We start from the raw sequence: 24,701 nt of genomic DNA on the forward strand, positions 1-24,701 counted from the left end.
GTGCGGAGGGGGACCGCCGAGCCGCGGCGGGACTGGCAGCGCATCGTCGAAGAACAGGGGCTCGTGTTCGGCACCCCGGCCCGCTACGGCTCCGGGCTGGACCGGCCGTACTGGGACGAGTCGGTGCACTACGTCCTGGAGATGGACGAGGTGCTCAGCCTGGAAGCCGACGTCGAGCTGCTGCACTCGATGTGCCTGGAAGCCGTCGACAACGTCGTGCTGACCGAGCGCTACCGCGAGTTCGGCATCCCGGAGTGGGTGTGGCCGCACATCGCGGAGTCGTGGAAGCGCCGCGACCCGCACGTCTACGGCCGCTTCGACCTGCGCTACGACGGCCGCGGCCCGGCGAAGCTGCTGGAGTACAACGCCGACACGCCGACGTCCCTGCTGGAGGCGTCGGTGCTGCAGTGGCACTGGAAGACCGAGGTCTTCCCGGACGACGACCAGTGGAACTCGGTGCACGAGCGGCTCGTCGAGCGCTGGCAGGAGATCCGCGGCCAGCTGCCCAGCAACGAGCTGTACTTCACCTGGTCCAGCGCCGACCCCACCGGCGAGGACCACATCACCACCTCCTACCTGCAGGAGACCGCGGCCGAGGCCGGCCTGGACACCGTCGGGCTGGCGATCGAGGAGATCGGCTGGGACCCGGTGCTCAAGCGGTTCGTCGACCTCGAAGAGGCGCCGATGAACACCGTGGTCAAGCTGTACCCGTGGGAGTGGGTGGTGGACGAGGAGTTCGGCCGCTTCGCCGCCGAGTCGCTGCCGCGGACCCTGTGGATCGAGCCGCTGTGGAAGATGCTGCTCTCCAACAAGACGCTGCTGGCGATCCTGTGGGAGAACTACCCGGGTCACCCGAACCTGCTGCCCGCGTTCGTCGACCAGCCCGGCATCCTCACCGAGTACGTGCGCAAGCCCAAGCTGGGCCGCGAGGGCGCGAACGTGCAGATCGTGGCGCCCGGCTACGAGACCGAGACCGGCGGCGTCTACGGCGCCGAGGGCTACGTCTACCAGGCGTTCGACCCGCTGCCCGAGTTCGACGGGTTCCGCCCGGCGCTGGGCGCGTGGGTGGTCGGCGACACCTCGGCCGGCCTGGGCATCCGGGAGACGGCCGGCCTGGTCACCGACGACGGTGCCGCGTTCGTCCCACACCGCATCCCGCAATCGTGATAAACCACCCGAGCATCCACACCATCTGACTGCCACACCATCTGACTGGGAGACCCCGTGACCCACACCCTCGCGCTGGCCGAGACGTTCGGTTCCGATCTCGTGCGCGGGATCGGTGCGATCCTGCTGTACGGCGTCATCGGGCTGCTGCTGATGCTGGTCGGGTTCTACGCGATCGACTGGACGACCCCCGGCAAGCTGTCCGACCTGGTGCGCCGCGGCCTGCCGAACGCGGTGATCGTCACGGCGTCCGGGATGCTGTCGATGGCGTTCATCGTGGTGATCGCGATCTTCAACTCGGCCAGCGACCTCACCGAGGGCCTGATCACCTCGCTGGTCTACGGCCTGCTCGGGATCGTGGTGCAGGTCCTGGCGGTGCGGCTGCTGGAGTGGTCGACCCGGATCGACGTGAAGGGGACCATCCAGAGCGAGGTGTTCGCGCCGGCCAGCATCGTGGTCGCGGCCGCGCACCTGGCGCTGGGTCTCGTCGTCGCGGTCTCGATCAGCTGACGCGAAGCCCCTAGGGTGGGTGGTGTGCGCCTGCTGAGGACTCCCGAAGACCGGTTCACCGACCTCCCCGACTTCGACTACCCACCGCTGTACTGCGACCTGGAGAACGAGCAGGACGGCATCGTCCGGATCTCCTACGTGGAGGCCGGCCCGTTCGACGGTCCCGTCGTGCTGCTCCTGCACGGCGAGCCGAGCTGGTCGTTCCTCTACCGCAAGGTGCTGCCGATCCTGGCCGAGGCCGGGATCAGGGCGATCGCGCCCGACCTGATCGGCTTCGGCCGCTCCGACAAACCGGTCGACGTCGCCGACCACACCTACGCGCGGCACGTCGAGTGGATCCGCTCGTTCGCGTTCGACGCCCTCGACCTGCGGAACGTCACGCTGGTCGGCCAGGACTGGGGCGGCCTGATCGGGCTGCGGGTCGTCGCCGAGAACCCGGACCGGTTCGCGCGCGTGGTCGCGGCCAACACGCTCCTGCCGACCGGCGACCAGGCGATGCCGGACGAGTGGCTCGCCTTCCGCAACGCCGTGCAGAAGGCGCCGGTGCTCGACATCGGCCGGTTCGTGCAGTCCGGCTGCCGCACCAAGCTGAGCGACGCGGAACGCGCCGCCTACGACGCGCCCTTCCCCAACGAGATGTACAAGGCCGGCCCGCGGGCGATGCCCGGACTGGTCCCGACCACACCGGACGACCCGGCGAGCGAGGCGAACCGCCGCGCCTGGTCCGTGCTGTCCGAACTGGACACCCCGGTCCTGTGCGCGTTCGGGGACAGCGACCCCATCACCGGCCCGGCGGCCGCGGTCCTGCAACGCGAGCTGAAGGGCGCGGCCGGTCAGGACCACCGGACGCTGGAGAACGCGGGCCACTTCCTGCAGGAGGACCAGGGCGAGGAGCTGGGCCGCATCATCGCCCGGTTCGTGCGGGGCTGACCGGCACGGGGTTCAGCGCCGCGAGGTCAACCCCGGTGAACAGCTCGGCTCGCGCGCGTTCCCGTAGCGGAAGCCCCGGTGCCGCGCACGGGATGCGCGGCACCGGGGAACCCAGCCCGGGTCAGCGGTTCTTGCGCCGCTTGGTGTCGTCCTCCATCTCGATGCGCTCCTTGCGCACCTGGCCGGACACGGTCTCCTCGTCACGCACGGTTTCCTTGGCCAGCCGCACCTTCTCCACCGGCACGGTCTCCTTCTCGACCTTCGGCCGCTCCTCGTGCAGGGTGATCTCCTGCTCCTCGTCGGCGATGCGCGCGCCGGTGCGGTCGCCGTCGGTGATCGGCTCGCGTTCCAGCCGGACCTCCTCGTGCGTCACCGGCACCTTGACCTGCTGCTCCTCGGTGACGGTGTACTTGCGCAGCCGGACCCGGCCGGTCTCGACGCGCTCGGTGCCGACGTTGAGCCGCTCCTCCGAGCGGGTCATCGACTCACCCGCCGTGCCGCGCTTGCCCGGCTGCGGCCGGGTGCGGCCGCCGCGGTTCTCCTGGCTGCCGCGCGGCGCCGGCATGTCGTAGAAGCGGTACAGCTCGGCGGATTCCTGTTCGGACAGGTGCCGGTCACCGTCGGTCTGCGGCGCCTCGGACACCTTTTCCTTGGTGACGCGCACGTGCAGGCCGTCCCGGTCCATCGTGGCGCCCTGGAGCGGCACGAAGCTCTCCTTGTGCCCGAACATCCCGGTGCGGACAGTGACCCACTCCGGTTCCTGCGTGTCGTCGGCGACGTAGACCGTGCCGACCTTCCCGATCTTGCGGCCGTGCGAGTCCACCACCGCGTTTTCCATGAGCTCTTCCGGTCGCATGGTGCCAGTCATGGCTTGCTCCTTCCCCGTTGTCGAGCCGTCATGGGTGTAGACGGCTCGGTGGGGGTGCGAAACTGACACCATCGGGGATCACTCACGTGAGGGTCCCCCGCACGTCGGTGGCCGCCACTTCGACGACCTGCAGTAGAGCGTCCAGTGTGGACAGGTCATCCGGATCGAGGCGACCGCGGATCCTGGACAGGATTTCGTTCCCGGCGGCGGTTCCGGCCGCGAGGGCCCGATGCCCCGCCGGGGTGACCGATCGCGCGGCCAGGCCGAGTTCCTCCGCTGGTCGCCCTCGACCTGGCCCGCCGCCTCCGCGACGAGACGGCGCGGCTGCTCTAGGCCGTGCTGCCGTCCGGGTTGATGACCGCGAACCCGGTGTAGGGCACCAGCGCCTCGGGGATCCGGATCGAGCCGTCGGCCTGCTGGTTGTTCTCCACCACCGCCACCAGCGTCCGCCCGATCGGCAGCCCGGACGCGTTCAGCGTCGCGATCTGCGCCCGCTTGCCGTCCTTGCCCTTGCCGCGGATGTTCGCCCGCCGGGCCTGGAACGTGCCGGTGTCCGACGCGCTCGAAATCTCCCGGTAGGTGCCCTGGCTGGGCAGCCACACCTCGACGTCGAAGGTGATCTGCGCGGAGAACCCGGTGTCCCCGGCCGCGAGCTTGATCACCCGGTACGGCAGGCCGAGCTTCCGCAGCGGCGCCTCGGCGTGCGACAGGATCTCGTCCAGCGCCTCGCGCGAACGCTCCTCCTCGACGAACTGCACCAGCTCGACCTTCGAGAACTCGTGCTGCCGGATCAGCCCGCGGGTGTCCTTGCCGTACGAGCCGGCCTCCGAGCGGAAGCACGGGGTGTGCGCGGTGTAGCGCAGCGGCAGGTCCTCCAGCTGCAGGATCTCGCCCGCGTGCAGGTTGACCAGCGGCACCTCGGCGGTCGGGATGAGGAACAGCTCCCGGTCGGCCACGCCGGTGCGGAACAGGTCCTCCTCGAACTTCGGCAGCTGACCGGTGCCGGTCATCGTCTGCCGGGTGACCAGCGCGGGCAGGCTGAACTCGGTGTAGCCGTGCTCGCCGGTGTGCACGTCGAGGAAGAACTGCGCCAGCGCGCGCTGCAGACGCGATCCGGCGCCCTTGAACACCGCGAACCGCGGGCCGGACAGCTTGGTCGCGCGGCCCAGGTCGAGGATGCCGGCGCGCTCGCCGAGGTCCACGTGGTCCAGCGGCGCGAAGTCGAACTCCGGTGGCGTGCCGACGCGGCGCACCTCTTCGGCGAATTCCTCGGTCGCGCCGTCCGGGATCTCGTCGAGCGGGATGTTCGGGATGCCGAGCAGGAACTCGTGCAGCTCCGCCTCGACCTCCCGCTGCTCCTCCTCGAGCCGGGTGATCCGGTTCTTCAGCTCGCGGGCGCGCTCGCGCAGCTCGGTGACGTCCTCACCGCGCTTGGCGGCGGCGCCGACCTCGGCCGCGGCCTTCTTCGACTCGGCCCGCGCCTGGTCGCCCTCGCTGATGACGGAGGACCGCCTGCTCACCAGCTTGCCCAGGTGGTCGGTGTCGAGCACATACCCGCGGCGGCGCAGCTTGGCGGCCGCGTCCACCTCGGGGTCGAGCAGCTGGCGGGGGTCGTGCATCAGTACTCCAGGTACGAGCCGGTACGGATGCGCTCCAGCGTAACGAGCCCGACCAGCGGGTTTCGCCCTACCCGGTCGGCAGCCGGGCCGGCGCCCCCAGGTCCCACCCGACGGGCACGCCGGCGGCACGCAGAGCCGACCACATGGTCACCTGGTTCGCGGTCAGCACGGGGATGCCCAGGCGCTGCCGCAGCGGCTCGATCACGTCGTAGGTGGGCACGTTCGTGCAGCTCACGAACAACGCGTCGGCGCCGGTGGTGTCCAGTTCGGCGACCGCGGCGAGCACGTGGGTGTAGGTCGTCTTCCAGATCTCGCCGAGCATGCCGAGCCCGACGCTCGCGGTGGTGGTGATCCCGTACTCGGCGAGGAACGACACCAGCCGGTCCGTCACCGCGTCCACGTAGGGCGTGACGACGGCGACCCGGCGCGCGCCCAGCGTCTCCAGCGCGCTCACCATCGCGCCGGAGGTGGTGATCGCGCGCGGCGCGCCGGCGTCGAGCATCGCTGCGACCAGCGCGGCCTCACCCGCGGCGCCACCGACGAAGCTGCCGGACGTGCACGAGTAGGCGACGACCTCGGGTTCCGGGACGAGCAGGTCGGTGGTGGCGCGGCGGACGCCGTGCGGGTTGGCCAGCGCCTCGGCGAGCTGCACGGTCACCGGCTCGGGCAGGTAGGGCAGGCGCGTGGTGTGCAGGCACGCGTGGTCGGGCACCCAGCGCCACAGCTCGCGGTCGAGGGCGAAGTCGAACGGCGCGACCACACCGATCCCGGTCTGGACCGGCAGGGTGATCTCGAACGGATCGGCTGTCATCGCGGCGTTCCCCTCTCCCGGCAGCGGTGGCCAGGCTAGGTTCGGCGTGGGAAAACCGATGACGCCGCGAGTTACCGAGCGGTTAAACCTGCGCAGGGGAGGCTTTCAGTGAGGTGGCGGATCGCCGCGGTGGTGGCCGCGGCCGGCCTGGCCGGTGCGTGCACGACCACGGTCAGCGGGACACCGCAGCCGGCTCCCGGGCGGATCACGGTGGCGCCGGCCAGCTCGACCGACCCGTGCACGCTGCTGACCACCGACGAGGCCGCCGAGCTGGGGCTCGGTCCGGGCACCCCGATCCCCGCGCAGCCCAGGCAACGGGTGCCGCCGGGCTGCGACTGGCGGTCGCTGGACCCGGACGCGGGCCTCGACGACTCGCTGCAGGCCTACTACGGCACCGACCAGACGATGGAGGAGTACTTCGCCGCGCAGCCGGTCGGCGAGAAGCAGCTGGGCGGCATCACCTGGCAGCACTACTCCTCGATCATGGGCGACTGGCTGTGCAACCTGGCCGTGAAGCTCGGCGAGACGGAGTTCGTGGTGATCACGGGCCAGAACCTGGGCGACGAGACCAAGTCCTGCGTGGTGGCCGAGCGCGCGGCGCCGGTGGTCGCCAAGCACCTGCCGCAGCGCTAGGGCGCGCAGGAGCCGGTCGCCAGGACCTCGGCGTCCGGGAACTGCTGCCGAACCGCCGGGGCCACCTGCTCGGCGGTGGTGTCCGCGCGCGTCATCAGGATCAGGGACGCGGGCAGCGCCTCCGGCCGGGCCTTGTCCAGCAGGTCCGGCCGGTCGGCGAAGGTCCGCTGGAACTCCGCCCACGTCTCCTGCTGGGTCCGGGTGCGGACGCTCGCGAACCGGGCGTCGCCGCGCAGCCGGTCCGCGGCCGCCGTCATCGCCGGGTCCGGGTTCCGCCCGGTGAAGTTCACGGTGATCTCGTGGACGCAGCGGTCGTGCGCCTCCTTGGCCATCCGGTCCGCGGGCGAGTCGCCCGCCCACAGGAGCGCGCCGATCCCGACGCCGGCGCCGGCGGCGAGCACGAGCGAGAGGACGAACACCCACCACGGGATGCCTCTGGTGCGCCGCGTGGCGCCAGGTCTGTCGGTCATCCGATCATCCTGGCAGGGGCTGCTCAACCGACCTGGTCGGCCACGTACTTCGCGATCTCCAGTGCGCTCGTCGCCGCCGGGGACGGGGCGTTCAGCACGTGCACCTGGTGCGGCGCGGTCTCGATGAGGAAGTCGTCCACCAGTGAGCCGTCCGGGCGCAGCGCCTGGGCCCGCACGCCGGAGCCGTGGCGGACGATGTCGTCCGGGCCGACCGCCGGGACCAGCCGCGCGAGGCTGGCCGCGAACCGGCGCTTCGACAGCGACCGCCGCACCTCCTCCAGCCCGGTCGGGTACGCCCACTTCCGCGCCAGCCGCCACGAGCCGGGGAAACGGGCCACGTCGGCGAGGTCCGACGGCGACACGTCGCGCCACCGGTAGCCCTCCCGCCGCAGCGCCAGCACCGCGTTCGGCCCGGCGTGCACGCTGCCGTCGAGCATCCGCGTCAGGTGCACGCCCAGGAACGGCAGCGCGGGGTCGGGCACCGGGTAGATCAGCCCGCGCACCAGGTGCCGCCGCTGCGGCGTCAGCTCGTAGTACTCGCCGCGGAACGGGACGATCCGCGCGCTCGGGCGCAGCCCGGCCAGCTCCGCGACCCGGTCGGACTGCAGGCCCGCGCAATTGACCAGCGCGTCCGCGCGCAGCACCTCGTCCCCGGTGGCGACCTCCACGTTCGCCGCCGAACCCGGCCGGATGCCGCGGGCCGCCGTGCCCAGCCGCAGGTCGGCGCCGTGCTCGGTGAGCAGCCGGACCAGCGCGGTGCACACCCGCGGGAAGTCGATGATCGCCGTCGACTCCACCCGCAGCGCCCGCACGCAGGAGACCTCGGGCTCGTACTCGCGCGCCTCCGCCGCGCTGATCAGCTTCGCCGGCACGCCGTTGGCCTCGGCCCGCTGCGCGAGCACGCCCAGCGCGGGCAGTTCGGCGTCGCTGGTCGCCACCACGAGCTTGCCGCACACCTCGACCGGCACCCCGTGCTCCCGGGCGAATTCCACAATGGACCGGTTGCCCGCCACGGACATCCGCGCCTTCGCCGAGCCCGGCCGGTAGTACAACCCGGCGTGCACGACGTTGGAGTTGTGCCCGGTCTGGTGGGCGGCCCACCGGTCTTCCTTCTCCAGCACGGTCACCGCGGACCCGCGGCGGGTCAGCTCCCACGCGGTCGCGAGGCCGATGATTCCGCCGCCGACGACGACAACCCGGTTCACCACGCGCCCAGCGTATACGCCGTCAACCAGGGCGTTCGCCCGATCGAGTGACGGGCCTCGTGCTTAGACTGCGCGCTCGACGAGAAGGAGCCCGATGCCCGAACCCGTTCCGCTCGGCCGTCCCACGGTCGGCGAGGAGGAGCTCGCCGCGGTGGCCGAGGTGTTCGCGTCGGGCTGGCTCGCCGGCGCCGGCCCCGCCTGCCGCCGGTTCGAGGAGCGCCTCGCCGCCGCCACCGGCACCGCCCACGCCCTGGCGACCAGCAGCTGCGGCGCCGCCCTGTTCCTCGGGCTGCGCGTGCTCGGCGTCCGGCCCGGCGACGAGGTGATCGTCGGCGACTACACCTTCCCGGCCACCGGCCACGCCGTCGTGCAGGCGGGCGCGACCCCGGTGTTCGCCGACGTCCGGCCCGACTCGTTCGCGGCCGACCCCGCCGCCGTCGAAGCCCTCGTCACGCACCGCACGGTCGGGATCATCCCGGTGGACGTGGCCGGCCAGCCCGGCGAGTACGACGAGTACCGGGCGATCGCCGACCGGCACGGGCTGTGGCTGTTCGCCGACGCCGCCTGCGCGGCAGGCGCCACCCACCGCGGCCGCCCGGCGGGCAGCCTGGCCGACCTGACCGCGTTCTCCTTCCACGGCCGCAAGGGCATCACCGCCGGTGAGGGCGGCGCGCTGGTCTCCGACCGCGCGGACCTGATCGAGCACGCCCGCAAGCTGCACACCTACGGCATCGCGCCCGCACTCTCCCGCGAAGGGGCGCTCGCGGTGCCGGAGTTCGACGAGCTGGGCTGGAACTTCCGGCTCTCCGACGTCCAGGCCGCGATCCTGCGTGTGCAGCTGGACCGGTTGCCGCGACTGCTGGCGGCGCGGCGCGCGGTCGCCAAGCGGTACTCGGACGCCTTCGCCGGCCTGCCCGGCGTCTCCACGCCGGCGGAACTGCCCGGCCGCGAGCACCCGTGGCAGGCGTACCTGCTGCGGCTCGACCGCGGCCGCGACGAAGCCATTGCGAAGCTGCGCGCCCGCGGCATCCAGTGCACGTTCGGCACCTACGCCTCGCACCTGCAGCCGGTGTACGGGCCGCAGGAGCCGTGCCCGGTGTCGGCGGAGTTGTTCCGCCGCCACCTGGCTCTCCCCATGCACGCCGATCTGACCGACGAGCAGGTCGCGCGGGTCATCGAATCCGTCCGAGAAGTCGTAGGAGAGCTGTAGTGCGAGTCCTGCTCACCGGGGGTGCCGGGTTCATCGCCGCGCACACCGTCCCGCTGCTGCGCGAGCGCGGCTACGAGGTGCGGATCTTCGACAACATGACCCGCGGCGACCGCGACCGCGTGTCCGGGTTCGTGGCGGGTGGCGGCGTCGAACTGGTCGAGGCCGACGTCCGCTACGGCGGCGCGGTGCGCGAGGCGATGCGCGGGTGCACGCACGTCATCCACTTCGCCACGGTGTCGATCAACAAGTCCATCGCCGACCCGCACGAGTCGATCGACATCAACATGACCGGCAACCACAACGTGTTCGCCGCCGCCGCGGACGAGGGCGTGGACCGGGTCGTGTTCGCGTCGTCGGCCTCGGTGTACGGCGAGCCGGAGAAGCTGCCGATGCACGAGGACGACCGGCTCGACCCGCTCACGCCGTACTGCATCAGCAAGCGCGCGGGGGAGGACCTGCTGCGGTTCTACCAGCGGCAGAAGGGCTTGTCCTGGATCGCGTTGCGGTTCTTCAACGTCTACGGGCCGGGGCAGCGGATCGAGGCGTACTACACGTCGGTGATCAACCACTTCATCCAGCGGCTGCGGGCGGGCAAGCCGCCGGTGATCGACGGCCGGGGCGCGCAGTCGATGGACTTCGTGCACGTCAGCGACCTCGCGCGGGCCGTGGTGCTGGCGCTGGAGTCGGTGACGGCGAACCTGCCGGTCAACATCGGCACCGGCATCGACACCTCGATCGCGGCGCTGGCGAAGATCCTCATCGACGCCGTCGGGGTGGACGTCGAGCCCGAGTTCAACCCCCGCGACGTGCTGGTCTCGCGCCGGGCCGCGGACATCACCCGCGCCCGCGAGGTGCTCGGCTGGACGCCGGAGATCTCCGTCGAGCAGGGCATGCGCGACCTCGTCGAGAGCTACCGGTGAGCGCGCCCGTCGCCGGGCCGGGCGCGCACCGGCCGCTGCGGATCGCCGTGGTCAACAACTTCTTCCCGCCCCGGGTCGGCGGCAGCGCGCACATGGCGGCGTCGCTGGCCCAGCGGTACGCGGCCGAGGGGCACGAGGTGCTGGCGATCACCGCGGCCTACGCCGACGCGCCGGAGACCGAGGAGCGTGACGGCTACCGCGTCGTGCGGCTGCCCGCGGTGCGGATGCCGCGGCTCGGGTGGTCGATCGACTTCGACCTCAGCTTCGTGACACCGCACCTGCGGACCCGGCGGCGGTTGCGGCGCCTGCTGGACGAGTTCCGTCCGGACGCGCTGCACCTGCACGGCCAGTTCTTCGACCTCACCTGGCTGGCCGGGCGGTACGCGCGGCGGCGGGGGCTGCCGTCGCTGCTGACCATCCACACGCTCCTGGTCAGCGAACGGCGCCGGTACGACCGGCTGTTCCGGCTGCTGGACGCCGCACTCGTGCGGCCGAACCTGAACCGGATCGCGCCGCGGTTCGTCATCCTGGACAAGCTGGGCCTGGACTACTGCGCGCGGCGGTACGGCGTGACCGATCCGGAGTTCTTCCCGATCCCCGTGGACACCGAGCACCTGGATTCCGCGCCACGGAAGGACATCCGCGCCGAGCACGGCGTCGACGGGCCGCTGATCGTGTCGCTCGGGCACGTCATCCCGCTGCGGAACCGGCTGCCGCTGGTCGAGGCGATGCCGGCGATCCTGGCGCGGCACCCGGACGTCAGGGTGCTGGTGGTCGGCCGGGTCTACCACGACGCGTTCCTCAAGCGCGCCAGGGAACTCGGCGTCGCGGACGCGTTCGTGGTCACCGGCGCGGTGCCCAAAGACGACGTGCCGTCCTACCTGGCGGCGGCGGACCTCGTGGCGCACGACCTCAACGGCGGCTGCGGCACGGCGTCGCTGGAGGCGATGGCGGCCGGCACCGCGACGATCGCGTCCGTCGGCGAGGACAACTACCCGGGCGTCGAACTGCGCAACGGGTGGAACGTCCTGCTCGTCGAACCCGACGACGCCGAGGCGGTCGCGGCGAACGTGATCGAGCTGCTGGACAAGCCGGGCAAGCGCCGGGCACTGGCCGCCCGGCAGCAGGCGCTGGTGCGCAACAACTTCGCGCTCGACGTGGTCGCGGCCGAGCACCTGCGGGTGCTGGCGAAGATGGCGGGCCGGTGATGTTCTTCGACGACGAGCGCAGCAACCGGTTGCGGCCGCGGATCCTGACCGAGGTCGTCGGGCAGTACCTGAACGACTCCGAACGCGCCCGCCTGTTCGGCCTGCCGGACACCACGCGCATCCGGGAGCGCGCGAAGATCATCGACCCGGAGCGGCTGGAGATCGGCGAACACTGCTGGATCGGCGAGGGCGCGGCGCTGGACGCCAGCGGTGGCCTGACGATCGGCGAGCACACCAGCATCGGGGTGGGCACGCTGGTGTTCACGCACTCCAGCTGGCTGGCGAACATGATGCTGGACAACCGGCCGGGCAGCGACCTGATCGAACGCAAACCGGTGCGGATCGGCAAGGGCTGCTTCATCGGCAGCATGGTGGTGGTCATGCCGGGCGTCACGATCGGCGATTTCGTCACGGTGCAACCGATGTCGCTGGTCGCCAAGGACGTCCCGGACCGCTGCCTGGTGGCCGGCAACCCGGCGCGGATCTTCCAGCGCTACGACGAGGAGTTCATCGAGGCGGAAGCCGCCCGGGTGCGGGCCGCGCGGGAGGGGTATCGCCCGGTCGAGTGAGCCGCGGCTAGGGTGAGCGCATGGCGTCGGTCAAACAGTTCCAGGTCACCTTCGACTGCGCGGAGCCCGAGCGCGTCGCCCGCTTCTGGTGTGAGGTGCTGGGTTACGTCATCCCGCCGCCGCCGAAGGGGTTCGCCTCCTGGGAGGAGTTCGATCGCTCCCTGCCGCCGGACCGCCAGGGCGCGGCGTTCGCCTGCGTCGACCCCACCGGGGTGGGGCCGCGGCTGTTCTTCCAGCGCGTTCCCGAAGGCAAGGTCGTCAAGAACCGGGTGCACCTCGACGTGCGCGTCGGCACGGGCCTGGTGGGCGAGGAGCGCCTCGCCGCGCTCCAGGCCGAGCGCGAGCGGCTGGAAGCGCTCGGCGCGACCTGCGTGCAGGTGCTGCTCGCCGACGAGTTCAACGAGTCGTGCATCCCGATGCTGGACGTCGAGGGCAACGAGTTCTGCATCGACTGAGGCGTCAGCGGCGGTGCGCCCCGGCGTGTGGCCGTAGGCGCGGCGGAACACGTCGATGAACGCGCTCGCCGACGACCAGCCGCAACGGTGCGCGACCGTCGTCACCGGGACGTCCTCGGCCAGCAGGCGTAGTGCGTGGTAGAGCCGCAGCTGGGTGCGCCACCTGGTGAACGACATGCCCAGCTCGCCGGCGAACAGGCGGCTGAGGGTGCGTTCGCTCGCGCCGGTGGCGGCGCCGAGCTGCGCCAGCGTGCGCTGGTCCGCGCAGTCGGCGTGCAGCAGCTCGCACACCGCCACCAGCCGCGGGTCCGACGGCGTCGGCAGCTGGGCCGGCTCCCGCGGTGCCGCCCGCAGCTGGTCCAGCAGCACCGCCCGCAGCCGCCGGCCCTCAGCGGAACCGTCGCCGGGGGAGCGGGTGGCGGCCAGGATCAGCTCGCGCAGCAGCGGGTTCACGGTGAGGACCGCCGGCTCGTCCAGGCCGAGCGGGTTGGTGTCCGCGGGCAGGCCGAGCAGGTGCAGATCGGTGCGGCCGGTGGCGAGGTGGGCGTGGACGCGGCCGGCCGGCACCCAGATCGCCCGCGTGCCGGGCGCGAACCAGGTGCCCGCGTCCGTGGTGACCGCGAGGACGCCGGAGCGCGCGTAGACGATCTGGTGGTCGTCGTGGCGGTGCGCGTCGATGCGCTCGCCCGCCGCCAGGACCTGGGTCCGGGTGGGCGCGTGCGGTAGGTGGCGGGTTTGCGGCATCATCTGGCAGATTAACGGAAGCGCGCCAGCCCTCGCCGCCGCGACCATGGGCCGGTGCGAACGATCCCCCTGCTCGCGGTCGGGCACGCGTGCGTCGACGTCTACCAGGGCGCGGTGGCCGCGCTCGTGCCGTTCTTCGTCGCCGAGCGCGCCTACACCTACGCCGCCGTCTCCGGCATCGTGCTGGCCGCGTCCCTGCTGTCCTCGGTCGTGCAACCGCTGTTCGGCGCGCTCGCCGACCGCTGGTCCATGCCGTGGCTGCTTCCGGTCAGCGCCCTCACCAGCGGGCTCGGCCTCGCGTTCGCCGGGGTCGGCGGTTCCTACGCGCTCACCGTGGCGGCCGTGGCCGTTTCCGGGATCGGGGTCGCCGCCTACCACCCGGAAGCCGCCCGCGTGGCCCGGATCGCGAGCCGGGGCAGCCACACCGCGATGGGCTGGTTCTCCCTCGGCGGCAACGTCGGCTTCGCGACCGCGCCCCTGCTCGTCGCGGCCGTCGTGGCGACGAGTGGGCTGGCGTGGTCGCCGCTGCTGGCCCTGCCCGCGGCCGCGGGAGCCGTGTTGTGCGCGGCCGCCCTCCGCCGGATCTCCGGTACCACGGCGCAGGCGCGCGAGGGGACCGGCCGGAACGACTGGGCGTCCTTCGCGAAGCTGTCCGGCGCCATCGTGTGCCGCTCGATCGTCTTCATCGGACTGAGCACGTTCGTCTCGCTGTACGCGCAGCAACGCACCGGCGGCGGCAGCCTGGCGGGCACGGTCGCGTTGTTCGTGCTCTACGTCGGCGGCGCGATCGGCACGGTGGCCGGCGGGCGACTGGCCGCGTGCTTCGGCCGGATCCCCGTCGTGCGGTGGTCCTACGCGCTCACCACGTTGTCGGTGGCCGGGGTGGTGCTCGTGCCGGGGCCGCTGCTGTACCTGTTCGTCGCGGGCACGTCCGCCGGGCTGTACGTGCCGTTCTCGCTGCACGTCACGCTGGGCCAGGACTACCTGCCGAGCCGGATGGGCACCGCGAGCGGCATCACGCTCGGCCTCACGGTCAGCGTCGGCGGGCTCGCCAGCCCGGTCCTGGGCAGCCTGGCGGACGCCACGTCGCTGCGGACCGCGCTCCTGCCGCTGATCGCGCTGCCGGTGCTCGGCCTGCTACTGCTGTCCACTGTGGAGGAGCCGGCTGTCCGGGGCTGAAGCTTGCTCCAGCACCGTCGCGACCACGCGGTGCGCGGGCCGGATCGAGGCGCGTTCGGCGTCCACGTCCACCCGGCCGTCGAGCAGGGCCAGGAAGTGGTCCAGCTGCGCGGCCAGCGGTTCCGCGGCCGAGACCAGCTCGGGGATCTCGATCACGGCCTGCTGCCGGTAGCCGAGCCCGTCCGGGGTGACCGCGTCGTGCGACACGTGCCGGTACAGGGTGACGTCCCGGCGCAGCAGGTCGAGTTCGATGAGCCGGTCGAGTTCGGAAATCACCAGCGACCGCACCTTCCGTTGCCCGACGCGGGACGCGGACACCGTCGCCAACCCGGCCGGGAAGGACAACACCGCTTCCACCGCGTCCTCCGCGCCGTCGGCGGACTCGGGGTGGAAGTACCCGGTGCCGGACGTGATCCGCTCCGGTTCCGCGCCGAAGAACTGGATGGCGATGTCGACGTCGTGCACGAGCAGGTCCCACGCCACCCCGGTGCGGACGCGCGGCGCGTACGGCCCGTGCCTGCGGGCCATCAGGTGCACCGGCCGGGTCGCCAGCGCCCGCGCGGTCAGCACGGCGGGGTTGAACCGCTCGACGAACCCGCACATCAGCGGCACGCCCCTGGCGACCGACAGCGCGATGACCTCCTCGGTCGCGGCGAGGCTGTTCGCGACCGGCTTCTCCACCAGCAGCGGCTTGCCCTGGCCCAGGATCTCCAGCGCCAGCTCGTGGTGCGTCTCGGTGGCCGACGCCAGCACCACGGCGTCCACATCGGACAGCGAACCCAGCTCGGGGGTCCAGGCGGTGCCGTACCGCTCGGCGCCGGTCGGCCCGGCCGCGGCGCGCGGCTCGACCACCCGGACCAGGTCGACGCGGTCGTGGCGGGACAGCACACGCGCGTGCAGCGACCCCATGTTGCCGGTGCCGACCAGCGCGACGCGGTATCTCACGCGCCGAGCGCCTCTCGCACCTCGCGCACGATGGTGTCCACGTCGGCCTCGGACAGCCCGGGGTGCACGGGCAGCGACAGGACTTCCTCGGTGACCTTCAGCGCCACCGGGAAGTCCTGCCGGGACACCGCCGGGATCTGCGGGTGCTCCCGGAAGCAGTCGTGGTCGAAGACCAGCTTCGGGTAGTACACGCCGGTCCCGATGCCGCGCGCGGCCAACTCGGCGACCAGCTCGTCGCGGGCGAGCATCGCGTGCGGGCCGATCAGCACGCTGTACTGGTGCCACACGTGCTCACGGCCGGGCAGCTCGGCGGGCACCGCCAGCCCGGGCGTCCCGGCGAGGCCGACGGACAGCTGCCGCGCGTTGCGCCGCCGGGCCGCGATCAGTTCGTCCAGTTTGTCCAGTTGCGGGATGCCGACGGCGGCGTGCAGCTCGGACATCCGGTAGTTGTGCCCGGGCACCTCGTAGGAGTAGCGCGTCCGCATGCCCTGGTTGCGCAGCACGCGCAGGCGGTCGGCCAGCTCGGCGTCGTCGGTGGTGATGACGCCGCCCTCGCCGGTGGTCACGTTCTTGGTGGCGTACAACGAGAAACAGCCCACGCCGAACGATCCGGCCGGCCGTCCGGCGAAGGTCGCCCCGACCGCCTGCGCGGCGTCCTCCACCAGGTACAGCTCGTGCTCCTCGGCGAGCGGGGCGAGCTTGCCCAGGTCGGCGGTCTGGCCGTAGAGGTGCACCGGGAGGATCGCCCGGGTGTCCGGGGTGATCTCGGCCGCGACCGCGTCCGGGTCGACGGCGAAGTCCTCGCGGGTGATGTCGGCGAACCGGACCGTCGCGCCCGTCGCCAGGATCGCGTTGAGCGTCGCGACGAAGGTGAACGGCGAGGTGATCACCTCGTCGCCGGGGCCCAGCCCGAGCGCCCGCAGCGTGGCGGTGAGCGCGGCGGATCCGCTGTTCACGGCGACCGCGTGCGCGGTGCCGGCGGCGCGGGCTAAGGCGTCCTCGAAGCGGGCGACCATCGGGCCCTGCGCGAGCGTCCCCGACCGCAGCACCTCCACCACGAGGGATTCGGCGTCGCGGACGTCGACCGCGGTGATGGGGATCATGGGCGCGGCGTTCCTTTACTGTGATCGGCTCAGGCGTCCGTAAGACTGTACGAATGGATCTCGCGTGGTAAACCGCATCCACCCGACTGCGGTACTCGGGCCCGGAGTCGAACTCGGCGACGGCAACGTCGTCGGACCCTACGCCGTGCTCGCCGGGCCGCTGGTGATCGGGGACGGCAACTGGATCGGTCCACACGTCACGATCGGCACTCCGGCCGAGGACCGCACCGGTCCGCATCCCGTGTCGTGGGAGGACGAACCGGTCGGCGCGGGGGTGCGGATCGGCAGCGGCAACCGGATCCGCGAGTACGTGAGCGTCCACCAGGGCACCCGGCGCAGCACACGTCTGGGTGACAACGGGTACTACCTGCGCGGCAGTCACGTCGCGCACGACTGCGAGATCGGCGACCACGTCACGCTCGCGTCGAACGTCGTGCTCGGCGGGCACACGGCGATCTGGTCGCGCGCCAACCTCGGCATGGGCGCGATCGTGCACCAGCACGTGCGGATCGGCCCGGGCGCCATGGTGGGCATGGGATCCGCGGTGCGCCGCGAGGTCGGCGCGTTCACCGTCGCCGTCGGCAACCCGGCGCGCGTGACCGGCCTGAACGTGGTCGGCCTGACCCGGCTCGGCCTCGACGAGCGGCAGATCGCCGCGCTGGAGCCGTGGCTCAAGGGGGCCGGGCCGATTCCACCCGATGGGCTGCTGGACCGGCTCCCCGGCGGCGTCTCTACTTTGGTGCAGGCGTGGAACGACCGGAAGGACTAGACGTGGACATCGAGACCCGGCTGCGCAAGGTTTTCACCGAAGCGCTCGACCTCGGCGGCGACGTCGACGTGGACGCCCTGACCTACCGCGGGATCGAGGCCTGGGACTCGGTCGGCCACATGAGCCTGGTCGCCGCCATCGAGGACGAGTTCGACATCGAGCTGGAGACCGACCAGGTGATCGACTTGAGCAGCTTCCAGGTCGCGCGGAAGCTGGTGGCGGAGCTGGCGGGTGCCTGACCTGCGCGGGCGGGTCGCGCTGGTCACCGGCGGCACCCGCGGCATCGGACTGGCGACCGTGCGCGCGCTCGCCGCGGCCGGCGCGGCGGTGGTGCTCACCGGACGCGACGAGGCACGCGCGAAGGAGGTCGCGGCGTCGGTCCCCGGGCAGGTCACCGGGGTCGCCCTCGACGTCACCGACGCGAAGGCCGTGTCGTCCGTCGTCCGCGCCGCCGCCAAGGAGCGCGGCCGGCTCGACGTGCTGCCCGGCGACGCCGGGATCTACGCCGAGGGCGTGCTGGGCATGGTCGGCGACGTCGAGGCGGTCCTGTCGACGAACGTGGCGGGCACGATCCACACGGTGCAGGCGGCGGCGCGGGCGATGACCCGCGCCCGCTCGGGCGCCATCGTGGTGCTGGCCTCGGTCGTCGGCGAGCGCGGCGCCGCCGGTCAGACGGTCTACGCGGCGTCGAAGGCGGCGGTCGCGAACATCGCGAAGAGCGCGGCGAAGGAGCTGGGCCGGTTCGGCATCCGGGTCAACGCCGTGGCGCCGGGCGTGATCGACACCGAGATGACCGCCGGGCTCGCCGATCCGGACACCGCGCTGGGGCGCCGCGGCCGCGCCGAGGAGGTCGCGAACGCGATCGCGTTCCTCGCCGGCGACGAGGCGTCCTACGTGACCGGTCAGGTGCTCGGCGTCGACGGAGGGATGGTGCTGTGACCCTGCTGGCTCCCGGCGCGCGGCTCGTCGACGCGGAAACCGGCGCGGAACTGGGCGGCGCGGCGCTGACCGGCGAGGTCGAGCGGCGGGCCGAGGAACTCGCGGCGCTGCCGGACGGCGTGTTGTTCGCCCGCACCGGCGTCGACCTGGACAGCGTGCTCACCTACGTCGCGGCGGTGCGGGCCGGGCGGGCGGTGGCGCTGATCGACCCGGAGGTGTTCGTCCCGGTGCTGGCCGGCCTGATCGAGCGGTTCTGCCCGGCGGCCGTGCTCGGCGCGCCCGCGGCGGAACCGCCGTCCGGGTACCGGACCGCGGACGGGCACTGGCTGCGCCTCGACCCCGGTGGTATCCGCCCGCACCCCGACCTCGCCGTGCTGCTGCCGACCAGCGGTTCGACCGGCAACCCGAAGCTGGTCCGGTTGTCCCGCACCGCGATCCTGACCAACGCGCACGCGATCGCCGACGTGCTCGGCATCGACGAGCGCGAGGTCGCCCCCACCACGTTGCCGCTGCACTACAGCTACGGCCTGTCCGTGCTCAACTCGCACCTGGTCCGCGGCGCGACCGTCGTCGTCGAGCGGGAGGGCATCCTCGGCCGCGGGTTCTGGGACGCCGTGGCCGCGCACGAGTGCACGTCGGTCGCCGGGGTGCCCTACCACTACGAGATGCTGCGGCGGCTGAAGTTCGACCCGTCCGCCAATCCCGGCGTGCACACGCTGACCCAGGCCGGCGGGCGGATGCGGCCCGAGCTGATCGCCGAGTTCGACACGCTCATGCGCTCGGCCGGCGGGCGGATGTTCGTGATGTACGGCCAGACCGAGGCCGCGCCGCGGATGGCGATCATGCCGTCCGAGCGGCTCGCCGAGAAGATCGGCTCGGTCGGGCCCGCGCTGCCCGGCGGGCAGTTCGCCATCCGCCGCCCGGACGGCGGCGACACCACGCACCCCAAGATCAGCGGCGAGATCGTCTACCGCGGGCCGAACGTGATGATGGGCTACGCCTCGACCGCCGAGCAGCTCGCGCTGGGCGACGAGTGCGGCGGTGTGCTGCCCACCGGTGACCTCGGTTACCTCGACGAGGAGGGGTTCCTGTTCGTCACCGGACGGCTCAAGCGGATCGGCAAGGTGTTCGGCAACCGGATCAGCCTCGACGACCTGGAGGCGGCCACCCGCGCGACCGGGCTGGGCATCGACATCGTGGCCGCGGTGCCCGCCGACGACAAGGTCGTGTTGTTCGCCGAGGGCGTTCCGGCGGAGACGTGCAAGGCCGCGTCCCGCGCGCTGTCCGACCGGCTGCACCTGCACGCGTCCGGGTTCGACGTCCGCTCGATCGACACGATCCCGCTGCTGGCCAGCGGGAAGATCGACTACCAGGCGCTGGCGGAGCGGGTATGAGCCTGCTCGCCGAGCTGACCGCGCTCACCGCGCACCACCGGGCGCGCTGCCCGGAGTACGACCGGATCCTGTCCGCGCTCGGTGCCGGGTCGTCGTTCGACAGCGTGGCCGACCTGCCGTGGCTGCCGGTCCGGTTGTTCAAGACGCACGCGCTCAAGAGCATCCCGGACGAGGCGGTGTTCAAGGTGCTCACGTCGTCGGGGACCACCGGCGAGCCGTCGCGGATCTTCCTGGACCGCGAAGCCGCGGCCGCGCAGACGAAGCACCTGGCGGAGACGCTGCGGACGGTCCTGGGCCCGCAGCGGCTGCCGATGCTGGTGGTCGACACGATCGGCGTGATCAAGGACCGCCGCACGTTCTCCGCGCGCGGCGCCGGGGTGCTGGGCATGGCGAACTTCGGGCGCAAGCACGTCTACGTCCTCGACGAGCACGACGTGCCGGACGTCGAGGCGGTGCGCGGGTTCCTGGCGCGCCACGGCGGCGAGCCGTTCCTGGTCTTCGGGTTCACCTTCATGGTGTGGCGGTACCTGTACCGGATGGCGCGCGAGCACGGGTTCGACCTGTCCAACGGGATCCTGCTGCACTCCGGCGGCTGGAAGAAGCTCGCCGACCAGGCGGTGGACAACGCGACGTTCCGCCGCGCCTTCGCCGAGGACACCGGGCTGCGGCGGATCCACAACTACTACGGGATGGTCGAGCAGATCGGCACGGTGTTCGTCGAGGGCGCGGCCGGGGACGGCCTGTACTGCCCGGAGTTCGCCGACGTGATCATCCGCGATCCGGTGACCTTCGCCGAGCAGCCGGTGGGGGTGCCGGGCGTGATCGAGGTGGTGAGCACGCTGCCGCGGTCCTACCCGGGGCACGTGCTGCTGACCGAGGACCTCGGCGTGTGCCACGGGATCGACGACGGCGAGCGGCCGGGCAAGCGGTTCTCGGTGCTCGGCCGGCTGCCGAAGGCGGAGGCGCGGGGCTGCTCGGACACGTTCCAGGCGCGGGCCGCATGAGGCAGCTCTTCCCGGCCGCGGGGCCGGTCGAGGTGGACCGCCTGCTGGACGAGGTGCGCTCGGCGCCCGCGCTGGAGGTGGGGGACGAGCGGGTCGTGGACTTCCTGGTCCGGTTCGCCCGCGCGCTGCTCGCCCCGGCGGTGGCTCGCGCGTACCCGGAGCTGGCCTCACTGGGGTTCTTCCTGCGGCGGGGCGAGATCCGGCGCGCGCTGGCCCGGCTGGACGGGGACGAGCTGCGGTTGCCGCGTGGCCTGGTGTTCCACGTGCCACCGGCCAATGTGGACACCATCTTCGTGTACTCGTGGGCGCTGTCCGCGCTGGCGGGCAACCGGAACGTCGTGCGCCTGTCGCCCCGGTCCGCGGGCGCCTCGGCCGCGGTGCTGGACGCGTTGTCCGATGTGGACCCCGTGGTGGCCGCGTCGCAGCGGATCGTCACCTACGACCGCGACGACGCGGTGACGGCGGCGTTGTCGGCGGCGGCGGACCTGCGGGTGCTCTGGGGCGGCGACGCGACGGTGCGCGCGTTGCGGAGGTTCGAGCTGGCGCCGCACGCGCGGGACCTGACGTTCCCGGATCGCTCGTCGTTCGCGGTGATCTCGGCGGCCGGCTGGGCGCGCGCGTCGGCGGACGAGCGCCGGGCGGCGGTCGAGGGGTTCCGCAACGACGTGTTCTGGTTCGACCAGGCCGCGTGCGCGTCCCCGCGCGGCGTGTACTGGGTCGGCGGCCCGCCCGCGGCGGAGTTCCGGTCGTTGCTGGCCTCGATCGCGCCGGCGCCGGAGCCCGCGATGGCGGTGCAGAACCGGGTCGGCGCCTACGGTGTGGCGGCCGACGGCGTGGCGACCCGGATCGCCTTCGACGGTCCGGCCCTGACCACCCTCGAAACACCCGACGTGGTCCGCGATTGGCTCGGCGCGGGGGTTGTCACCCAATCGAGGGTGTCCAGTTTGGACGAACTGGTACCGAAAGTCGTCCGGCGCGACCAGACCATCACTCATTTCGGTTTTTCCCGCGCGGAGCTGACCGATTTCGCGCGGAAACTGCCCGGCGTGGACCGGTTGGTGCCCTTCGGTTCGGCGTTGCAGTTCGCGCCGGTGTGGGACGGCTACGACCTACTCGCGGAATTCACCAGGATCGTCACTGTTACCGTCTGACCTCGTGAAACGACTCCTGGACGTCGCCCGCTGGGTGGCGCTCGCGGTCGTCGCGGCGTTCGTGGTGCGGGTGCTGGCCGGCGACTGGACGGAGTTCTGGCGGGCCCTGCGGTCGATCGCCTGGCCGTGGGCCGTGCTCAGCCTGGCCGCGCTGGTCGCGAGCATCACGGTGTCGACCTACGGCTGGCAGACGGTGGTCGACGGCCTCGGCGACCGGGTCGGCTACCGGCGCGGCGCGCGAATCTGCCTGGTCGGGCAGCTGGGGAAGTACGTGCCCGGTTCGGTGTGGGCGTACCTGCTGCAGATGGAGCTGGGCCGCAAGGCGGGCGTGTCCCGGGCGCGGATCTTCACCGGTTCCCTGGTGCAGTTCGGCATCGGCCTGGTCGCGGCGCTGCTGTTGTCCGCGCTGGCGCTGCCGGTCGCCGGGCCCGCGGTGTGGTTGCTGGTGCTGCTGCCTGCCGGGCTGGTGGCGTTGCACCCGCGGGTCCTGGCGTGGGGCACCGGCCTGGCGCTGCGCCTGCTGCGCCGCGATCCGCTGCCCCGCCCGCTGGGGTTCGCGTCGATCGCGCGGGCGTTCGCGGCCTCGGTGCTGGCCTGGACGCTGCAGGGGCTGCACCTGTGGCTGCTGGCGCCCTCGCTGAACCTCTGGACGTGCGTCGGCGCGATGGCGATCGCGATGACCGCGGGCACGTTCGCGTTCCTGCTGCCCAGCGGCGCCGGTGTGCGCGAGGCCGTGCTGGTGGCGCTGCTCGGCACGGCCGGTTTCTCGGCCGGTCAGGCGCTGGCGTTCGCCCTGGTGTCCCGGGTGATGTTCACGGTGGCCGACCTGCTGACCGCACTGGCCGCCACCCTCCCCACCCGCGAGTCCCACGCTCAGCCGCGCGAGTCCCACGCTTGAGACCGCGAGTTCCACGCTTGAGACCGCGAGTTCCACGCTTGAGACCGCGAGTTCCACGTTCCAGGCCCTGAGTTCCGCGTTCAGCGCACCAGCTGGTACACCACCGCGTCCGCGTTGCGGTAGGCCACGCGCAGGAACGGCAGCCCGTCCAGGTCCAGCAGGCCCGCCGGCCGCACCGCGGTGCGCGGGTAGCCGCCGTGGCCGAGGATCACCCACCGGATGTTCAACCGCGCCACCGCGTCCCGCACCGCGGCGTTCGTCGCGTATTCCCGGAAGTGTCCCGCGAGCAGCACGTAGTCCGCGGGCGGCAGGGCCGGGTCGAAGTGGCCCGCCGTGGTGCGCACGCCGCTCAGCGCGTAGGTCCAGGCCGTCCCGTCGGAGCGGTCGTTCACCGCCCAGTCGCCGGGGGAGGCGAGCCGCCCCAGCTCCAGCATCGCCTGCGCCTCACCGGTGTTGAGCGGGATGTCGCCGGTCGACGGGTAGCCCGGCCGCACGATCGCCGCGTTCGACGTCGAGTACAGGCCGTTCGTCGCCACCGCGAAGCCCGCCAGCGTCACCACTCCAGCCACCCACGCCCAGCGCGGCGCGAAGTTCCGCAGCCACCGCTGGACCTCCGCCAGCCCGTGCGCGGCCAGCAGGCAGCAGGGGACCGCCGCCATCACCAGGAACCGGTACGGGTCGTTCCACCACGGCCGCGACACGGCCTTGACCAGCGGATGCCCCGACGACAGCACCGCCACCGCGAACACCCCGAACAGCAACGCCGTCGCCGCCACCCACCGCAGCGGGCCCAGCCGTTGCCACAGCACGATCCCCACCAGCAGTGCCGCCGACAACCACAGCTGCGGATGCGGCGCCACGTGCTCGAAGGTCAGCAGCATCCCGACCGCCGTGTTCGTCGACGCCGCCGTCGGCCAGCCGTTGTACGGCAGCGGCCCGGCGGCCAGCCCGATCGCCCCGAACAGCTGCAGCCACCCCAGCAGCAACCCGGCCACCGCGATCGGCCACAGCCGCCACAGCGTCCGTCGGTGCGCCACCAGCAGCGGCAACGCGAACAACAGGCCGCCGAACAGGGTCGACGAGTGGATGGTCAGCAGCCCGACCGCCACCGCGACCAGCAGGAACCCGGTGTCGAACGCCGGCCGCCGCAGGTAGCCGTCGAGCACGACCGCGACCAGCGGGGTCAGCGCGATCCCCAGCAGGAACGGCAGCAGCGGGCCGAAGTTCAGCGCCTCGTACAGCAGCGTCACCGGCGCCACGCACACCAGCGCCACCGCCCCGGCCGTCACCGCCCGGCCCCGGAACCACCGCACCAGCACCACCAGCGACAACGCCAGCAACCCCGGCAGCAGCACGGTGTTCGCGTTCAGCACCGCCGGGATCTCCGCGCCGGTCAGCCGGTACACGAGCGAGCCGACCAGGTGGTAGGCGTTCGGGTAGAACGACCCGTTGGGGTACCAGTTGACCGTGCCGGTGCCCACCAGGCTGCCGTCGCCGGTCTCGGCGAGGTAGCGGATGCCGTTGCCGTGGTACACCGCGTCGTAGCCCTGCGGCACGGCGTTGAGCCGCCCGATCCCGGTGAGCACGGTCCGCGCCCCGACCGCCCCACCGGCCAGCAGGCACAACCCGACCGCGACATGCCCACGCCGGTCCCACACACCCTCGACCGCGACCCGCCCCCGCCCCGCCACCCACGCGATCCCGGCCAGCACAGCCACCGCCGCCAGGAAACTCGGCAGGTTGAACGGGATCCCGGCCTGCGCGAACCACGGCCCGGCCAGCCCCGCCGCGAAGTAGGTCAGCACCGGCGCCAGCCCGGCGAGCAGCCATCCGCGGGCACCGGCGAGCGCGCCGATCAGCAGGCCGGGCGCGAACAGCACCAGCAGGTACACCGCGATCACCGCGGCGGCGCCGGAGGCGCTCAGGGGAGTCGGCAACGGGTCCGCCAAAAGTCTCGGAGACGAAACAATTCGTGCGCGAGAACGATACTTACGGCAAGG

25 protein-coding genes and 1 pseudogene are annotated in these 24,701 nt (G+C 72.4%); 17 read left to right on the forward strand and 9 right to left on the reverse strand.

Annotation, left to right across the window (positions count from 1 at the left end):
- Genes D0D15_RS01475 through D0D15_RS01485 form a run of 3 tightly spaced genes read left to right on the forward strand, consistent with a single transcriptional unit; the run spans window position 1 to window position 2,607 of the window.
- Window positions 1–1,167 carry a glutathionylspermidine synthase family protein gene (locus tag D0D15_RS01475; protein ID WP_094003527.1) on the forward strand — a complete coding sequence of 389 codons (1,167 nt, stop codon included), beginning with the start codon at window positions 1–3 and terminating at the stop codon, window positions 1,165–1,167.
- A gap of 57 nt (window positions 1,168–1,224) precedes the next feature.
- Complete coding sequence (locus tag D0D15_RS01480) at window positions 1,225–1,677, forward strand: DUF350 domain-containing protein (protein WP_094003528.1); 453 nt, start codon at window positions 1,225–1,227, stop codon at window positions 1,675–1,677.
- A 24-nt stretch (window positions 1,678–1,701) separates the two neighbouring features.
- Entirely contained in the window at window positions 1,702–2,607 is a 906-nt protein-coding gene (locus D0D15_RS01485) for a haloalkane dehalogenase (protein WP_094003529.1), read from the forward strand.
- 121 nt (window positions 2,608–2,728) lie between these two features.
- Here D0D15_RS01485 and D0D15_RS01490 read toward each other — a convergent pair whose 3' ends face one another.
- The 3 genes from D0D15_RS01490 to D0D15_RS01500 form a co-directional block, all read right to left on the reverse strand.
- Window positions 2,729–3,475 (reverse strand): DUF2382 domain-containing protein, encoded by a 747-nt coding sequence (locus D0D15_RS01490; RefSeq protein ID WP_094003530.1) that lies wholly within the window; start codon window positions 3,473–3,475, stop codon window positions 2,729–2,731.
- A 329-nt stretch (window positions 3,476–3,804) separates the two neighbouring features.
- The gene (gene serS / locus D0D15_RS01495) at window positions 3,805–5,094 is read right to left on the reverse strand and encodes a serine--tRNA ligase (RefSeq protein ID WP_094003531.1); all 1,290 of its coding nucleotides are present in this window, start codon (window positions 5,092–5,094) and stop codon (window positions 3,805–3,807) included.
- Between the two features lie 67 nt (window positions 5,095–5,161).
- Window positions 5,162–5,905 (reverse strand): maleate cis-trans isomerase family protein, encoded by a 744-nt coding sequence (locus D0D15_RS01500; RefSeq protein ID WP_094003532.1) that lies wholly within the window; start codon window positions 5,903–5,905, stop codon window positions 5,162–5,164.
- A 108-nt stretch (window positions 5,906–6,013) separates the two neighbouring features.
- Between D0D15_RS01500 and D0D15_RS01505 the strand changes: the two genes are divergently transcribed.
- The gene (locus tag D0D15_RS01505; RefSeq protein ID WP_094003533.1) at window positions 6,014–6,538 is read left to right on the forward strand and encodes a DUF3558 family protein; all 525 of its coding nucleotides are present in this window, start codon (window positions 6,014–6,016) and stop codon (window positions 6,536–6,538) included.
- On the opposite strand, the gene D0D15_RS01510 is transcribed toward D0D15_RS01505, so the two are convergent.
- Both D0D15_RS01510 and lhgO read right to left on the reverse strand, forming a co-directional pair.
- Complete coding sequence (locus tag D0D15_RS01510) at window positions 6,535–7,008, reverse strand: permease-like cell division protein FtsX (RefSeq protein WP_094003534.1); 474 nt, start codon at window positions 7,006–7,008, stop codon at window positions 6,535–6,537. The genes D0D15_RS01505 and D0D15_RS01510 overlap by 4 nt on opposite strands.
- Window positions 7,009–7,031: 23 nt before the next feature.
- On the reverse strand, window positions 7,032–8,243 hold the full coding sequence (gene lhgO, locus D0D15_RS01515) for an L-2-hydroxyglutarate oxidase (RefSeq protein WP_338024591.1): 1,212 nt from the start codon (window positions 8,241–8,243) through the stop codon (window positions 7,032–7,034).
- Between the two features lie 64 nt (window positions 8,244–8,307).
- Between lhgO and D0D15_RS01520 the strand changes: the two genes are divergently transcribed.
- Genes D0D15_RS01520 through D0D15_RS01540 form a run of 5 tightly spaced genes read left to right on the forward strand, consistent with a single transcriptional unit; the run spans window position 8,308 to window position 12,575 of the window.
- Window positions 8,308–9,423: a DegT/DnrJ/EryC1/StrS family aminotransferase gene (locus tag D0D15_RS01520; RefSeq protein ID WP_094003535.1), complete on the forward strand. Its 1,116-nt coding sequence runs from the start codon at window positions 8,308–8,310 to the stop codon at window positions 9,421–9,423.
- Window positions 9,423–10,343: an NAD-dependent epimerase/dehydratase family protein gene (locus tag D0D15_RS01525; protein ID WP_094003536.1), complete on the forward strand. Its 921-nt coding sequence runs from the start codon at window positions 9,423–9,425 to the stop codon at window positions 10,341–10,343. The genes D0D15_RS01520 and D0D15_RS01525 overlap by 1 nt, the downstream gene beginning before the upstream one ends.
- Entirely contained in the window at window positions 10,340–11,551 is a 1,212-nt protein-coding gene (locus D0D15_RS01530; RefSeq protein ID WP_233157052.1) for a glycosyltransferase family 4 protein, read from the forward strand. The genes D0D15_RS01525 and D0D15_RS01530 overlap by 4 nt, the downstream gene beginning before the upstream one ends.
- Window positions 11,551–12,120, forward strand: coding sequence for an acyltransferase (locus tag D0D15_RS01535; protein ID WP_094003569.1), 570 nt, complete (start codon window positions 11,551–11,553; stop codon window positions 12,118–12,120). Before D0D15_RS01530 ends, D0D15_RS01535 begins: the two co-directional genes overlap by 1 nt.
- A 20-nt stretch (window positions 12,121–12,140) precedes the next feature.
- Window positions 12,141–12,575: a VOC family protein gene (locus D0D15_RS01540; protein ID WP_094003570.1), complete on the forward strand. Its 435-nt coding sequence runs from the start codon at window positions 12,141–12,143 to the stop codon at window positions 12,573–12,575.
- A gap of 24 nt (window positions 12,576–12,599) precedes the next feature.
- On the opposite strand, the pseudogene D0D15_RS01545 reads toward D0D15_RS01540, so the two are convergent.
- Window positions 12,600–13,367: pseudogene (locus D0D15_RS01545) on the reverse strand (AraC family transcriptional regulator); the annotation flags it as partial.
- A gap of 6 nt (window positions 13,368–13,373) precedes the next feature.
- Between D0D15_RS01545 and D0D15_RS01550 the strand changes: the two are divergent.
- A complete protein-coding gene (locus D0D15_RS01550) occupies window positions 13,374–14,498 on the forward strand; it encodes an MFS transporter (RefSeq protein ID WP_094003537.1) in 1,125 nt (374 codons plus the stop codon).
- Here D0D15_RS01550 and D0D15_RS01555 read toward each other — a convergent pair.
- Together D0D15_RS01555 and D0D15_RS01560 are read right to left on the reverse strand one after the other, a co-directional pair.
- Window positions 14,457–15,443 carry a Gfo/Idh/MocA family protein gene (locus D0D15_RS01555; protein ID WP_115944173.1) on the reverse strand — a complete coding sequence of 329 codons (987 nt, stop codon included), beginning with the start codon at window positions 15,441–15,443 and terminating at the stop codon, window positions 14,457–14,459. The genes D0D15_RS01550 and D0D15_RS01555 overlap by 42 nt on opposite strands.
- Window positions 15,440–16,546 (reverse strand): DegT/DnrJ/EryC1/StrS family aminotransferase, encoded by a 1,107-nt coding sequence (locus D0D15_RS01560; RefSeq protein ID WP_094003539.1) that lies wholly within the window; start codon window positions 16,544–16,546, stop codon window positions 15,440–15,442. The genes D0D15_RS01555 and D0D15_RS01560 overlap by 4 nt, the downstream gene beginning before the upstream one ends.
- 64 nt (window positions 16,547–16,610) lie before the next feature.
- Here D0D15_RS01560 and D0D15_RS01565 point away from each other — a divergent pair, with 64 nt between their 5' ends.
- From D0D15_RS01565 to D0D15_RS01595, 7 genes are read left to right on the forward strand one after another with little or no spacing between them, the layout of a single operon-like run.
- Window positions 16,611–17,315: an acyl-ACP--UDP-N-acetylglucosamine O-acyltransferase family protein gene (locus tag D0D15_RS01565; protein ID WP_094003540.1), complete on the forward strand. Its 705-nt coding sequence runs from the start codon at window positions 16,611–16,613 to the stop codon at window positions 17,313–17,315.
- 2 nt (window positions 17,316–17,317) lie between these two features.
- Entirely contained in the window at window positions 17,318–17,554 is a 237-nt protein-coding gene (locus tag D0D15_RS01570) for an acyl carrier protein (RefSeq protein ID WP_094003541.1), read from the forward strand.
- Window positions 17,547–18,254 (forward strand): SDR family NAD(P)-dependent oxidoreductase, encoded by a 708-nt coding sequence (locus D0D15_RS01575; RefSeq protein WP_115944174.1) that lies wholly within the window; start codon window positions 17,547–17,549, stop codon window positions 18,252–18,254. The genes D0D15_RS01570 and D0D15_RS01575 overlap by 8 nt, the downstream gene beginning before the upstream one ends.
- Window positions 18,251–19,648, forward strand: a complete 1,398-nt coding sequence (locus D0D15_RS01580; protein WP_115944175.1) for an AMP-binding protein — start codon at window positions 18,251–18,253, stop codon at window positions 19,646–19,648. Before D0D15_RS01575 ends, D0D15_RS01580 begins: the two co-directional genes overlap by 4 nt.
- Window positions 19,645–20,652 carry a LuxE/PaaK family acyltransferase gene (locus D0D15_RS01585; protein ID WP_094003544.1) on the forward strand — a complete coding sequence of 336 codons (1,008 nt, stop codon included), beginning with the start codon at window positions 19,645–19,647 and terminating at the stop codon, window positions 20,650–20,652. The genes D0D15_RS01580 and D0D15_RS01585 overlap by 4 nt, the downstream gene beginning before the upstream one ends.
- Window positions 20,649–21,803, forward strand: coding sequence for an acyl-CoA reductase (locus D0D15_RS01590; RefSeq protein ID WP_094003545.1), 1,155 nt, complete (start codon window positions 20,649–20,651; stop codon window positions 21,801–21,803). Before D0D15_RS01585 ends, D0D15_RS01590 begins: the two co-directional genes overlap by 4 nt.
- Window positions 21,804–21,807: 4 nt before the next feature.
- Entirely contained in the window at window positions 21,808–22,701 is an 894-nt protein-coding gene (locus D0D15_RS01595; RefSeq protein ID WP_233157053.1) for a lysylphosphatidylglycerol synthase transmembrane domain-containing protein, read from the forward strand.
- An 80-nt stretch (window positions 22,702–22,781) separates the two neighbouring features.
- On the opposite strand, the gene D0D15_RS01600 is transcribed toward D0D15_RS01595, so the two are convergent.
- The gene (locus D0D15_RS01600; RefSeq protein WP_244214925.1) at window positions 22,782–24,638 is read right to left on the reverse strand and encodes a DUF6541 family protein; all 1,857 of its coding nucleotides are present in this window, start codon (window positions 24,636–24,638) and stop codon (window positions 22,782–22,784) included.
- Window positions 24,639–24,701 lie beyond the last annotated feature (63 nt).

Source organism: Amycolatopsis thermalba (assembly GCF_003385215.1).
Lineage (GTDB): Bacteria > Actinomycetota > Actinomycetes > Mycobacteriales > Pseudonocardiaceae > Amycolatopsis_E > Amycolatopsis_E thermalba.

What these genes read in the sequence shown, in the direction of transcription:
- D0D15_RS01490 (WP_094003530.1), bottom strand. Translation starts at nt 3,475, where the DNA reads ATGACTGGCACCATGCGACCGGAAGAGCTCATGGAAAACGCGGTGGTG.
- serS (WP_094003531.1), bottom strand. Translation starts at nt 5,094, where the DNA reads ATGCACGACCCCCGCCAGCTGCTCGACCCCGAGGTGGACGCGGCCGCC.
- D0D15_RS01500 (WP_094003532.1), bottom strand. Translation starts at nt 5,905, where the DNA reads ATGACAGCCGATCCGTTCGAGATCACCCTGCCGGTCCAGACCGGGATC.
- D0D15_RS01510 (WP_094003534.1), bottom strand. Translation starts at nt 7,008, where the DNA reads ATGACCGACAGACCTGGCGCCACGCGGCGCACCAGAGGCATCCCGTGG.
- D0D15_RS01520 (WP_094003535.1), top strand. Translation starts at nt 8,308, where the DNA reads ATGCCCGAACCCGTTCCGCTCGGCCGTCCCACGGTCGGCGAGGAGGAG.
- D0D15_RS01535 (WP_094003569.1), top strand. Translation starts at nt 11,551, where the DNA reads ATGTTCTTCGACGACGAGCGCAGCAACCGGTTGCGGCCGCGGATCCTG.
- D0D15_RS01540 (WP_094003570.1), top strand. Translation starts at nt 12,141, where the DNA reads ATGGCGTCGGTCAAACAGTTCCAGGTCACCTTCGACTGCGCGGAGCCC.
- D0D15_RS01560 (WP_094003539.1), bottom strand. Translation starts at nt 16,546, where the DNA reads ATGATCCCCATCACCGCGGTCGACGTCCGCGACGCCGAATCCCTCGTG.
- D0D15_RS01585 (WP_094003544.1), top strand. Translation starts at nt 19,645, where the DNA reads ATGAGCCTGCTCGCCGAGCTGACCGCGCTCACCGCGCACCACCGGGCG.
- D0D15_RS01590 (WP_094003545.1), top strand. Translation starts at nt 20,649, where the DNA reads ATGAGGCAGCTCTTCCCGGCCGCGGGGCCGGTCGAGGTGGACCGCCTG.